Raw genomic sequence first — 12,732 nt, 5'->3', positions numbered from 1 at the left:
GCGCCAGCGGTGAATCGGGCAGTAACGCGGGCCGCGAGTTGGGCGCTCGGGTTCGGGTATGCCGTGGTTTGGGCGATTGCCGGATGGCTATGGACGGTGCCACCGAATGACCTCGACAATTTCTTTTTGCCCGCGGTGCGGATCGCGCTGGGCGGCCATCCATTGTTGATCTACACGGTGCGTTACTGGGCGATCATCGCGAATGACAACGGACCGCTCGGGCTGGTTCCCCTCACGCCCGTGGTCGCGCTCGCGTCACGGCTCGGGTGGATGGACGATGTCGGTCTGCGGCGCCTGCTGATCCTGGGCGTGTTTTCGATCTTCAGCCTGTTGATGGCCCGGGAAGCGGTTGCCGCCATCGATCGGTTGCGGGGGGCCAGGCTCGAGGGGCTCTCGCGAGTCCTGGCTTACGGTGTCTTTGTCGCATCTCCGACCCTGTGGATGAGCGTGCTTGGTTACGGACATATCGAGCAGCCCATGACGCTCTGGCTCGTCCTTCTGGGGGTGCGTAGCCTCGGCAACGGCCGGTTCGCGGCGGCGGGTATCACCTTCGGGCTGGCCATCCTGACGCGGAGCCTCGCCGCGCTCTCGCTCCTTCCATTGGGACTCCTGCTGCTGGCGAAAGGCCGATGGCGGGCCGTGGCCTGGCTGGCTGGGAGCGCCACTCTCACCGTCGCGCTCGGGGTGTTGCCGTTCCTGCTGGCCGATCCAACGGACACGATCTACTCCCTCGTCACGCATCGCGGCAGCCTTCCGGTGGGTGGCGGGAATCCCTGGCAGCTGTTTGTCGGGACCCCCTACCTGTGGGTGCCTCAACACTGGGACGTGCTCTTCGTCCTCGGGTTTTCCGCACTGTTGAGTCTGATCGTGATCGTCGGACGCAAAGACCTCGGGCCCTCATCGCGGGATATCTACGGCCTTCTCGCATTGACGGCCCTGACGCTGCCCTTGCTGGCGAAGAGCGTGTGGCCATACTATTTTCTGGACGCCTACGTCCTCGGGGCGGTTTGGTGGCTGGGGCAGACCGGTGCCCTGGCCTGGGGGCGCCGCCTCATCGGGGCCGCGATCCCGCTCATCGCCATCATCGGCACGCTGCTCACGGAGTACGAGATGGAGGCGACCGCTCAACGAGTTCGGCTTGATGAAGGGGTCGCGATGGGCGTAATCCTTTCCGTCCTCGCAGTCGCGCTGGTAATCCGGCTCCGGCGGCAAGAGCCAGGCTCAGAACGGCGGCAGTCGCTAAGCTCGACCCCGTGAGCGACATCGAGCGGGCCGGTCACTATCTGGCCGAAGGGGATGCCTTCGCCCAGAACGCCCGGTGGCCGGAGGCTCAGGCGTCGTTTGCCATGGCGGCCAAGCTCACGCCAAAGGCGTCGCTCGCCTGGCTCTCCTACGCGCTGGCGTGCTGGCCGCAGCAACTCTACGGGCCCGCCGGCGGGGCGATCGAAGATTGCCTCCACTTCTCGATTCCAATTCCGGACAGTCCAGACATACGCAAGGGCCTGGAAGCGTACGAAGCTGAAAACGGGGCCGACGCGCAGCATTGGTTTGAAGCGGCCCTAGCGAACGGAGTCCCAGGCTCGGCGCCACACCTCTTACTAGCGCTGTCGCTGCTCAGGCAGGGGAAGATCCCCGACGCTCTCACTCATCTCCTAACCGCCAAGGATATGGAGGAGGCTGATGCCCGGTAGTGAGTGGCAGGTCGGACGTTTCCTTGGTGGACTCTGAGCAAGCCAATCTCGGGTAGCTGCGTTGTCCTGCCATGGCCGGCGGGGTATTGCGTCAGCTCACGCTTGATGTGGAGGAGGGCCGCGTCAGCCTCGAACGAGCACGTGACCTAGCTTCGGTAGTTCCGCCGGAGCCAGCCCCAGGGAAAGAGCTCGGCGTACTGATTGCTGAGGCAACTGGCGCCTACACCGACGGGAAGTCGCGCTACGCGTGGGCAGCGGCATCGGTCGCCGCCGCGGTGTCCGGTGCGTGGATCGACCGACCAACTCGTCTGTGGCCACGACGTGTCGCATCGCATGAGGGCTCGCTCGACATCCGAGCACGCGCCCTCGCCCTCCTCGGCTTTATCGAGGCTGACCAGGGCCGCGCAGATGCAGCCGCAACCTTGAGTCGCGACTCGGAGGCCCTAATCCAGCGGATGGCCCATCCGACGCGGGCGCGCTTCGTCATCGGTGCCACCGCCGCGGAACGTGCGCTCAAGTTGCACCGTGCCGATGAGGCGATCGCGATCCTCAGGAGTGTTCTTCGGCTTCCCGACCTTGGCGACAGCGAGCGCGGCGCGGCCCAGGCACTGCTTGCCACAGCGCTGAATGCCGCCGATCGGGTCGACGAGGCCGTCCGGGCCTTTGAGGAGACGGCGACGTCGTTCCGGCGAGCTGGCCTTTCCGCTGGAGCGTTGGGGGCCGAGCTCGAGCGTGGTGTGCTCATGTCCCAAAGCGGTGACGTCGGCGTCGCCAGGTCCCTGCTCATCGAGGTTGCGGCTGCGGCCGTGGCGGCTGGCAACGATGCGGTCGAAGCGCGGGCGCAGCTCCACATCGGGGTCATCGCGGGCGCGGCCCGGCAGCATCGGGAAGCCGCTGAGCACTTGACACGTGCCGCGGGTGCCGCCCGGCGAGGCGGCGACATGGCAGCCGTCATCGTGGCCCTCCGGACCGCCGCGGATGAGTTGCGCCACGAAGGTGATTTCATCGCTGCGGAGCGAATGCTCTTAGAAGCTCTCGCGGTCCCCGCTACGCCCGCAGTGTCCGTCGATCGCGCGAAGGCCAAGTATTTCCTCGCGGTTCTGCGACATCAACAGGGGAGGCGGGAGGACGCCGACCGCCTCCTCAACGAAGCTTCTGCGGATTTCGAAGACAAGCTGATCGAGCTCGGCGCTGACGGCTCCCGCCAGGCTCGAGAGCACGTCGAGGGACAGCTGGGCACGGTTGCGGCGTTGCGCGAGCAGTTGTCTCACTGAGCAATCCGCATGCCCGTAGAGCCGCACAAGTAGAGTCCTCAGCATGTGGCAAGTCACACCGGCTGGCGATCGGGCGCTCTTGGTCACGCTGGGAGCCGCCATTGATCCCGAGCTGCTGGGCAGGGTCCTCGCAGTCGACCAGACTCTTCAAGACCGCCGGCCGACAGGACTCGTTAGCACCGTGCCCGCCTACGCGGCGCTCCTCTGCCACTACGACCCGGACGTCACGGACGCAGCTCGCTTGGAGGCCAGCATCCGCCAGCTCGAGGGGCAGGTTGATGCATCGGTCCCGTTCGGCGCTGTCGTCGACGTCCCCACCCGATACGACGGACCGGACCTGGCGGACGTCGCGCTCAAGACCAACCTGACGCCTGCGGGAGTGGTCGAGGCGCACGCCGGCCGCGAGTACCTCGTCTACTGCGTCGGTTTCGCCCCTGGTTTCACCTACTGCGGTGTGCTCCCCGACCAGCTTGCGGTGCCACGCTTGGCGTCTCCCCGCCTTCGGGTGTCTGCCGGATCGATCGGGATCGCGGGCCGGCAAACGGGAATCTACGCGGTCGAGAGCCCGGGCGGATGGAATCTCATCGGCCGAACCGCCCTGCGGCTCTTCGACCCGGCGGCCGATCCGCCGGCGCGCTTCAAGCCAGGCGATCGGTTGCGCTTCGTCCCGACGTCGTGATGGAGGTTATCGAGCCAGGCCGCTGGACCACCATCCAGGATCGTGGACGGCCAGGTCTGGAGCGCTTCGGCATTCCATCGGGTGGGGCGGCCGACTGGTTCGCGGCTGCCGTTGCCAATCGAATCGTGGGCAATCACGAGGACGCGGCGCTGCTCGAGTGCACGGCCGCGGGTCCCACGCTCCGCTTCGACAGCGATGCAATCGTCGCGGTGACCGGTGGCCAATCGGCAGGCGTCGCAAATTGGCAAGCCGTGCCGATCTCGCGCGGCTCAAACCTTGCCGTGGGAGCGATTGCCCCAGGGCTTCGAACCTACCTCGCGATTCGGGGCGGGATCGACGTTCCGTTGGTGCTCGGCAGCCGGTCGTTCTGCCAGCGGGGGGCATTCGGCGGTGGCTTCGGGCGGCCGCTCGCGAAAGCCGATGCGCTTGCCATTGGACGGATGGCCGAGCTCGAACCGATGACGACGCCATGGCCAGAATCCCATCGCCTCCCGGCCCGCGGCCCATGGGAGGTGCGCGTCATCCCCGGCCCGCAGCGGGATGTGTGCTCCACGGACGCAATCCAGCGGCTGGGGGCGACCGCCTGTCGCGTCACACCCGAGATCGATCGCATGGGCCTGCGGGTGGAGACGCCCGGACTGCGCTTACAGGCCAAGGAAATCCTGACCGTGCCGATGACCGCAGGCGCCATCCAGGTCACTCCCTCAGGCGGGTTGATCGTCCTGCACGTCGATCACCAATCGACGGGCGGATACCCGGTGATCGCGACCGTCATCAGCGCCGACCTCGCGTTACTGGCGCAGGCGCGTCCGGGCGATACGGTGCGATTCCGAAGCGTCGATCAGGCCGAGGCGGCTCGTGCCTGGAGACGGCTGACGGGCTGGCTCGAGCTCGACCCGTAAGCCGATACTATTTTCGCGGGCCTGACCTGGAAAGGAGACGCCGATGCTCAATCACGTCGTGAACCGTTTTATCGACCGGCAGCGCTGGCTGGAGCCGGTCGCCGATTTGCTCCAAAAAGCTGTCGCGGGCAGCTACAAACTCCTCGGTAAACCCGGTCGAACGCTCAAGACGTTCATGCATGGCACGTGGCTCGGCCATCCCCTCCATCCCGTCCTGACCGACATCCCGATTGGGGCCTGGACGATCGCGGTCATCTTTGACCTGGCCTATCTCATCGAGCGCAGCCACGGGTGGGTCTCGGCTGCGGACGTCACGATCTTCATCGGCCTGCTCGGCGCTGTCGGCGCCGCCGTCGCTGGCTACACCGACTGGAGCGACACGATCGGCCGGGAGCGCCGCGTCGGCATCGCCCACGGTCTGCTGAACACGCTCGTCGTTGTTCTCTACCTGGTCTCATTCGTTCTTCGGGTTAGCGGCGGCAGCCGCGTGCTCGCCATTCTGTTGGCGTACGCCGGCTACCTGGTCCTTCTGGCCGCGGCGTTCCTGGGTGGCGACCTCGTCTTCGGCATCGGCACCGGCGTCAACCACCACGCCTGGCAGGAAGTGCCGGCCAAGTTCACCAAGGTGCTGCTCGAGGGCCAGCTCACGGACGGCATGCTGGTCAAGGCCATGGCGGGCGACACCCCGATCCTCCTTTACAAGAAGGGCGACACCGTCTGCGCGATCAGTGAAACGTGCTCGCACGCCGGTGGGCCGCTTTCGGAGGGCGAGCTGGACGGGAACCTCGTTCAATGTCCGTGGCATGCATCGCGCTTCGACATCTGTACCGGTCAGGTTAAGGGGGGACCCGCGACCATCAGCCAGGTGCGCTACGAGGTCCGACGACAAAATGGGCAGATCGAGGTCCGCCGCTCCCCTGATACTCTGCAACCGAACTGATGGCAGGGGAAGAGCCACGCCCGATGGTCGGCGGCTTGCGTGACGATGACCTCGAGGGTCGCGATTGGGAACGTGTCCAACCCCGGCGTATCAGCGAGGCCGACTGGAAACGCTTCGAGGGCTACATGAGCGAGATCCTTCAGGCCTTGGGCATGGCGCTCAACACCCCGGCCACCTCGAAAACGCCGATGCGCTACCTGCGCGCGATGTTCGATTCAACCGAGGGCTATGAGGGCGATGCCAAGCTGGTCACCGCCTTCCCGACGGAGTGCGAAGGCGGCGCCGACTGTGAGCTCAGCCAGGTCGTCGAAGGTCCGATTCCCTTTTACGCCCTGTGCGAGCACCACGCCTTTCCATTCTTCGGCCACGCCTTCGTGGGTTACGTCGCCCACGAGCACATCATCGGGATCTCCAAGTTGACGCGGCTGGTGCGCCTCTTCGCCCGCCGGTTCACCGTCCAGGAGCGGATGGGGCGCGAGATCACAGAGGCGCTTTCGGGCACCCTTCAGGCGCACGGCGTCGCGGTTTACCTCGAGGCGATCCACCTGTGCACCCAGATGCGCGGCGTCCGCGAGTCGGAGTCGACAACCAGAACGACCTTCTGGCGTGGCAACTACGAGTCGAACCCAGGGCTTCGTGAGGAGTTCTTGAACATCGCCAGGTCAAACGCCGGTGGGCATCTTTCCTGAAGCCACTCAACCGGCTGTTCGAGGCGCCCGATCTACCCGCCAGCGTCCTTCCGCCCGAACTCGTCGAACTCTATGACGGTGGATTGGCGATCCCCGAAGGTAGCGTGTATGCCAACTTCGTCAGCTCGATCGACGGGGTCGTCGCGCTGGAGGGCGGCACCGCGCCTTCGGGTGGGATCATCAGCGGACGCAACGAGGCGGATCGCTTCGTGATGGGACTGCTGCGCGCCTTTGCCGACGCCGTGTTGGTTGGTGCCGGGACCGTCCGCGCCGAAGGTGGAAAGGCGTTGTGGACGCCTGACTATATCTTTCCGGCGGCCGCGGAGGCGTTCGCCCGCCTGCGTCAGGCCCGCAAGCGGGACAAGACGCCACGGCTGGTGATCGTCGCCGGGAGCGGCAACTTGAATCCGTCCGAGCGAGCCCTCGAGGTCGGGGCGCTCGTTCTGACGACCAGCGCCTCAGCAAAGCGGCTTCGCGCGGTGCTACCGAAGGCCAGCGAGGTGAGAGCCGTTTCCGACAGCGCCCCGATCGATATCGATGACATCTTCAATGCGATGCATGCCGATGGCTATCGCACGATCCTTTCCGAAGGTGGTCCCCAGCTCTTTGGGCAGCTGGTCAGCAAGGCTCGGTGCGACGAGCTGTTTCTGACGGTCTCGCCCGTCCTCGAGGGGCAGAGCGACAAAACCTTCGGGCTGATCCGTGGCGTGGACTTCGGACGGACTCCGAAACAAAGCCGGCTGCGCAGCGTCCGGCGTCACGAGTCCCATTTGTTCCTGCGTTACCAGCTGGATCACGCCTGATCATGCCGGACCTTGCCGTGATCATGGGAGCGACCGGGGCGCTGGGGACGGCGATCGTCGACGCCTTCGCGAGCCGTGGCGATCGGGTCATCGCGGTGGCGCGTTCGCGCTCGGATGTTTCGCAGCTGGCGTCGAAATATCCCGGCCTCCTCACCGGCGATACGGCAGACCTGACCTCACGCCTCGAGGTCGATGAGCTCTGGGAGCGGATCGACCGCGCTGGCGTTCCGCGATGGGTCGTGAACGCGACCGGCGGCTACCGCGCCGGGAAAGTCGCCGACTCCACCCCCGACGACTTCACCTTCATGATGGATCTGAATCTTGGCACCGCCTGGTGGTCCTGCCGCGCCGCCGCCCGTCGCATGCAGGGTGGAGCCATCGTCAATGTCTCCTCGCGCTCCGGGCTGGAGGCCGAGCCAGGCGCCGCAGCCTACGCTGTCGCCAAAGCCGGCGTGATCACGCTGACCAAGGTGCTTGCCGCCGAACTCAAGTCGTCAGGGGTGCGCGTGAACGTGGTCGTCCCAGCGATCATCGACACACCGGCGAACCGTCAGGCCCTGCCCGAAAAGCTGATGCAGAAAGCGGTCGCGCCGGCTGAGATCGCTGCCGCCATTGCCTATCTCTGCAGCGATGCCGCGGTAGCGATCACGGGTGCGACGATCCCCGTCTACGGCAAGTACTAGGACGCCGTCGGTGTCGGCGTCACCACGGGGACGCCCAGGTCGCGGGAGAGGGCATCGTCCGCTAAGCCCTGCCGGTTGTCCTGATCTTTGGCGGCGGTCTGCAGCGACTGGTCTTCCGCCGGCGTCGTTGCCGTGGCCCACGTGGTAAAGGCATCGGCCATCCCCTTGTTGGCGTGCTTCAGCGCCGTCACGTCTGCCGTGTACTTGTTGGGCCAGCAGACCTTGTCGAGCCCGTCATTGTAGGTTTTGAGCGACGCCGCAATCTCGAGCTTGGGCGCCTTCTCGCAGTCCACCGACGTGCAGGCGTCGATAACGTTGAAGTCGCGATTGTAGACATCGACAAATGCGTTGTGCAACGTCGTCATCCGATGGCCGAGCGTCGTCTGGCTGACCAGGCACCCGAGGCTGTGCGCAGAGCGGGCGATGAAAATGACGACGACGGCGGTCGCCACGATCCCCGCGACCCCGCCGAGGTATAGCCAGGGCCGCCGGAATAGTGACTTGCCGGGGTTGAGCGGTGCCGGAATCTGACTTGCGACGGCGGGTACGGCGGCGGGAGCCGTGGGCGGGGTTGGTGTCGCGACAGTCTCCCTCCGCCCTTGGGGGGGAGGGTCGGGGTGGGGGGTTGATACACCGCCACCGAGCTGACGGGCGGTGTTGCGTGCGGCATGGGCCGCCGCCTGGTTGTCGTGTCCGAGCAGGAGTTCGTTGACGGCGGCGCTGACCGCTGCCTCCTGGATCATGTCGCTGCCACCGATCTCGCGGCGCACCCAGCTGGTCCAGAACTTGCGCGCCTGATCCTGGTCGATCATGCGATCAGCGTCCCGCTACAGAAGCCGGTTCGCGCTGGCAGCGCGGACAGTAATAGGTCAGCCGCGCCTGGTGGCCCTGGGCTCGGATTCGAATCGGCGTCCCGCAGCGTGGACACGGCCGCCCGCCACGGCCGTGGACCGCGTGGCGCTGGCGCGCGATCGGCGCGACGAGGTTGGGTCGCATCAGGTCGCGGGCCGTCAAATAGAGCTGGCGAAGCTGCGCGTCATCGAGCTCGGCAGGAGGCATCCAGGCGTCCAGCCGGAGTACCCAGAGCGCTTCACACTTATAGATGTTGCCGATGCCGGCGCAGACGCGCTGCTCGAGCAACAGCTCGCCGAGGGTCGGTGCCTTCGACCGGCGGGCGCGCTCGATGACGGCATCGAGGTCGAAGGGATCGGCCAGGATATCCGGCCCCAGTTGGGCGACGGGTGCTAGCGCATCGCGGACCAGCTCGATGACCGGCGCGGCAAAGCAGACCGCCACCACATCCTCGAAGCTGAGCACCGCCGTGGCGCGCCATTCCGGCTGGCGCCACCGCTCGCCCGGCCGATAGACATGCCACGAGCCGGTCATCCGCATGTGCGAGTGCAGCGCGATCCCGCCCTCGAAGCGCATGAGTAGATGTTTGCCGTTCGGCTCGACGCCTTCCACCCGTCGACCTTTGAGTCGGGCGATGGCTGCCGGGCGGGCTTCCTTGACGACCTTGCCCGCGATGCGCCGCCGCAACGCGGCGGCCGTGCGCCAGATCGTATCGCCTTCAGGCAAGGACGGGCCGGCGCTCCGGCCAGAGGACGACGCCTTTCGGCGTGGTGCCGAACCCGGCTTCGCGCAGCATCCCTTCCAGTGGCGACTCCTTGATCGGGGCGCCGTCGATGCTCTGGATCTCCAGCTTGTCCACGCGGGCGGCAATCCCCGCGAGCGCGCGCAGGTGCGCCGGCTGCACGTCGCCGGCGGTCAGCAACGAGCGTCCACCGCGCTCGAGGTAGAGCCGCAATTCGCCACCGTCGAGCACGACATAGGCGCCCGCAGCCCGGGCCATGCGCGATTCGTGCTCGGGCCACGGAATCGTCGTTCCGTACGGGCTCGCCGGGTCGGTGGTCGCCAGCGCCACCACCTTCGAGTCCTCGTCGCGCGAAGCACGCAGCCGGTCAACGGCGCCGGGAAGCGCGAATTGCAAACCGCCTAGGCCGTCGATGAAGTAGCCTCGCCGGATCTTGCCCGCCTCCTCCATCGCGCGGAGGACCGGATAGAGCGCGGCGAAGCCGCCGCTGATGCTTTCACCCAGAGCCGCCTCGCGAGTCAGGACTCCGTAGCGCTGCAACAGGGCACCAGCCATGGCATGGAGGTGCTCCGTGGTGGAGACCGCCGGGCGCAGCAAATCCGCGACCAGGGACCAGCGGCCGGCGGCCGCGGGCGGCCCGAGCCGCAGCACCGGACGGCGCGGGTTGCGGCGGGATCGCGGTCCGAGCATCCGCAGCGGGACGAACGTGTCGTTTGTGACCTCACCGGCCCACACCATGTCCCAGAGCGCGTCCAGCACCGCGTCTTCGTCACCCGAACCGGTCGCGTAATAGAGGTCGCGAAAGAAGGAGGCGCCGCGACTCTGCAGGTGCTCGCGCAGTCGCTCGTGGACCTCTCCGGTCGGCCGCTCGTCCGGTTCTCGTATCAGCCGCGCCGCGTCTGACCGTAGATACAGCGCCACGCGTCCGTCCGAGCTGCCCAACGAGCCTCGCCCGGTCCAGACGACCTCCCCCATCGAGATCAGCTGATCGAGTAGTTGCGGCCGGTAGTCGCGCATCCGCACTGCCAGCACATCGCGTTCGAGCACCGACGCGGGGATGGCGCAGCCCTGCAGCTGGAAAATGATCTCGGCAAGCCGGTCGAGCCCGCTCGCCTGGATGCCGACGCCGTGCCAGCCGGGAAGGAACCGGCCAAGCACCTCGACGGGCACCGGTTCGACCTCGCGTCGCAGCGCCGCCAGCGATTTCCGGCGGAGCGACCTGAGCACGTCAGGGTGGCAATATTCGCGACCGGCCTGCCCCGGTCGGAACTCCCCGGCGACGATATCGCCGCGGCCGGCCAGCTGCCGCAGGGCGTGCTCGACCTCGCGCACCGGAAGGCGCCAGCGTGCCGCCGGGTCGGCGCTGAAGAAGGGAACGTGCGTCCGCGCCCAGCGGACCAGCAACGATGTCAACGGCTGGTCGACCCGCTCCAGGAACGCGTCGGGCAAGCCAACAGGCAAGGTGACGCCCAGCGCGTCGCGATAACGGGCCCCATCCTCGGCCGCGATCCAGCGCGGCTCGTCGGCGATCCGCACGCGGGCCGCGCGACGTTCTTTCTCCAGCTGGTCGAGCCATTCGGCACGGATCCCGCGGACCTCGGCCTCTTCTGTCGTCAGGTCGCCGAGCCGGCGCAAGAGGTCGGCGGCCTCATCGATGTCCCGCGGCCAGCGTTCCTTCAGCAGCCCCTGCAGCTCGAGCTCGAGCACCTCGATGGCGCGGGGGTCGAGAAGCTCGCGTAGTTCCTCCGTGCCCAGTAGTTCAGCCAGCAGCTCCTTGTCCAGCGTGAGTGCCTGCGCGCGGCGTTCCGCCAGCGGCGCGTCGCCCTCGTACATGTATTGACCGATGTAGTCGAAGACCAGGGTCGACGCGAAGGGCGAGGCGCGCTCCGTGTCGACCACGACGGTGCGGACCTGCCGTGACCGAATGGCGCTCATCAGGTCGCGCAGGCCGTCCATGTCGAAGACGTCGCTCAGGCACTCGCGGTAGGTCTCGATCAGGATGGGGAACTCGGCGTGCTTGCTGGCGACCTGCAGCAGGTCATGGCTACGCTGGCGCTGCTGCCAGAGAGGCGTGCGCTCACCCGGACGCCGCCTCGGCAGCAACAGCGCGCGGGCGGCGTTTTCGCGAAAGCGCGAGGCGAAGAGCGCCGAGCCGTGCAGCTGCGACGTCACCAGCTCGCGGACTTCCTCCGGATCCAGCAGCAAGTCATCGATTTCGGGTGCGCGGTCGGCCTCCGGCAGTCGCAAGGCGAAGCCGTCGTCGGTGTAAATCATCTGGACTTCGAGGTCGAGGCGTTCCTGCATCCGCGCCCGCGCGGCCAGCGCCCAGGGGGCATGCACCCGAGCGCCGAACGGCGTCAACACCGACAGCCGCCAGTCCCCAAGCTGGTCGCGGAATCGCTCGATGACGATCGTTCGGTCGGTGGGCACCGTGCCAGTCGCCTTGAGCTGGTCGGACAGGTAGTTCAGGAGATTTGCGGCAGCCCGGTCGTCGAAGCGCGACCGCTCGCGCAGCCGCGCGACGGCGTCATCGGGCTCCATGGCGGTCAGCTCGCGCATCGCCTGTCCCATGGCGCGGCCGACCTCGACCGGTCGCCCCAGCGCGTCGCCGTGCCAGAACGCGATCCGGCCAGGCTCGCCCGGTGCGGGGGTGACCATCACCTGCGAGGGTGTGATGTCGGCGACCCGCCAGGTGGTGGCGCCCAGCACGAAGGTCTCGCCCGGTCGCATCTCGTAGACCATCTCCTCGTCCAACTCGCCGACCTTCTTCCCGTCATCGAGCAGGTTCACGGAGAAGAGCCCGCGGTCGGGGATCGTGCCGCCACTGACCACCGCCAACCGCTGCGCCCCGGCGCGGCCACGGATCTTCCCTTCCAACCGGTCCCAGACGATGCGAGGCCGCAGCTCGGCAAACTCGTCCGAGGGATATCGCCCGCTCAGCATGTCGAGCGTCGACTCGAGCGCGCGTGGCCCGAGGTCGCTGAATGGGTAGGCGCGATGAACCAGTTCCGAGAGGGCCGCGACCGACCACTCCTCCATCGCCGACATCGCCACGATCTGTTGCGCGAGGACGTCGAGCGGGTTGCGCGGGACCCGCGTGGTCTCGATCTCTCCTCGCAGCATGCGATCCACGACGACTGCCGTCTCGAGCAGGTCGCCGCGGTACTTGGGGAAGATGGTGCCCTTTGACGGTTCCCCAACCGAGTGGCCGGCGCGGCCGATCCGCTGGATGCCGCTCGCGACGCTGGTCGGCGACTCGACCTGGATGACGAGGTCGACGGCGCCCATGTCGATGCCCAGCTCCAGGCTGGAGGTCGCCACCAGTCCCGGCAGCCGGCCGGCCTTGAGCGCATCCTCGATAAGGAGGCGCTGCTCCTTGGCGATCGAGCCGTGATGCGCCCGCACCAGTTCCTCACCGGCTAGCTCGTTGATCGCCGTGGCCAGCCGCTCCGCCAGCCGCCGGGAGTTGACGAAAAT

General features: G+C 67.1%; 12 protein-coding genes. 9 read left to right on the top strand and 3 right to left on the bottom strand.

What is annotated here, in order from left to right; translation table 11 throughout:
• Positions 1-9: 9 nt before the first annotated feature.
• The 9 genes from VHK65_13665 to VHK65_13625 all read left to right on the top strand — a co-directional run bounded on the left by VHK65_13665 (position 10) and on the right by VHK65_13625 (position 7,661).
• Positions 10-1,257, top strand: a complete 1,248-nt coding sequence (locus VHK65_13665) for a hypothetical protein (protein HVS07194.1) — start codon at positions 10-12, stop codon at positions 1,255-1,257.
• Positions 1,254-1,691, top strand: a complete 438-nt coding sequence (locus tag VHK65_13660; GenBank protein HVS07193.1) for a tetratricopeptide repeat protein — start codon at positions 1,254-1,256, stop codon at positions 1,689-1,691. Before VHK65_13665 ends, VHK65_13660 begins: the two co-directional genes overlap by 4 nt.
• Positions 1,692-1,762: 71 nt before the next feature.
• Entirely contained in the window at positions 1,763-2,965 is a 1,203-nt protein-coding gene (locus VHK65_13655; GenBank protein ID HVS07192.1) for a hypothetical protein, read from the top strand.
• 43 nt (positions 2,966-3,008) lie between these two features.
• Positions 3,009-3,644 carry a 5-oxoprolinase subunit PxpB gene (pxpB, locus tag VHK65_13650; GenBank protein HVS07191.1) on the top strand — a complete coding sequence of 212 codons (636 nt, stop codon included), beginning with the start codon at positions 3,009-3,011 and terminating at the stop codon, positions 3,642-3,644.
• Complete coding sequence (locus tag VHK65_13645) at positions 3,644-4,546, top strand: biotin-dependent carboxyltransferase family protein (GenBank protein HVS07190.1); 903 nt, start codon at positions 3,644-3,646, stop codon at positions 4,544-4,546. Before pxpB ends, VHK65_13645 begins: the two co-directional genes overlap by 1 nt.
• A gap of 43 nt (positions 4,547-4,589) precedes the next feature.
• Positions 4,590-5,486, top strand: a complete 897-nt coding sequence (locus tag VHK65_13640) for a DUF2231 domain-containing protein (GenBank protein HVS07189.1) — start codon at positions 4,590-4,592, stop codon at positions 5,484-5,486.
• Positions 5,486-6,175 carry a GTP cyclohydrolase I gene (locus tag VHK65_13635; protein ID HVS07188.1) on the top strand — a complete coding sequence of 230 codons (690 nt, stop codon included), beginning with the start codon at positions 5,486-5,488 and terminating at the stop codon, positions 6,173-6,175. Before VHK65_13640 ends, VHK65_13635 begins: the two co-directional genes overlap by 1 nt.
• Before the next feature lie 83 nt (positions 6,176-6,258).
• Positions 6,259-6,978, top strand: a complete 720-nt coding sequence (locus tag VHK65_13630) for a dihydrofolate reductase family protein (GenBank protein HVS07187.1) — start codon at positions 6,259-6,261, stop codon at positions 6,976-6,978.
• A gap of 2 nt (positions 6,979-6,980) precedes the next feature.
• Positions 6,981-7,661: an SDR family oxidoreductase gene (locus VHK65_13625; protein HVS07186.1), complete on the top strand. Its 681-nt coding sequence runs from the start codon at positions 6,981-6,983 to the stop codon at positions 7,659-7,661.
• On the opposite strand, the gene VHK65_13620 is transcribed toward VHK65_13625, so the two are convergent.
• The 3 genes from VHK65_13620 to VHK65_13610 all read right to left on the bottom strand — a co-directional run.
• Positions 7,658-8,473, bottom strand: a complete 816-nt coding sequence (locus VHK65_13620) for a hypothetical protein (GenBank protein HVS07185.1) — start codon at positions 8,471-8,473, stop codon at positions 7,658-7,660. The genes VHK65_13625 and VHK65_13620 overlap by 4 nt on opposite strands.
• 4 nt (positions 8,474-8,477) lie before the next feature.
• The gene (locus VHK65_13615) at positions 8,478-9,239 is read right to left on the bottom strand and encodes a DNA-formamidopyrimidine glycosylase family protein (GenBank protein ID HVS07184.1); all 762 of its coding nucleotides are present in this window, start codon (positions 9,237-9,239) and stop codon (positions 8,478-8,480) included.
• Positions 9,232-12,732, bottom strand: a 3,501-nt coding sequence (locus VHK65_13610; GenBank protein HVS07183.1) for a helicase-related protein, incomplete at its 5' end; no start/stop codon positions are given. The genes VHK65_13610 and VHK65_13615, both read right to left, overlap by 8 nt.

This window comes from Candidatus Dormiibacterota bacterium (assembly GCA_035544955.1).
Taxonomy (GTDB): domain Bacteria; phylum Chloroflexota; class Dormibacteria; order CF-121; family CF-121; genus CF-13.
This window is presented reverse-complemented; position numbering and strand designations above follow the sequence as displayed.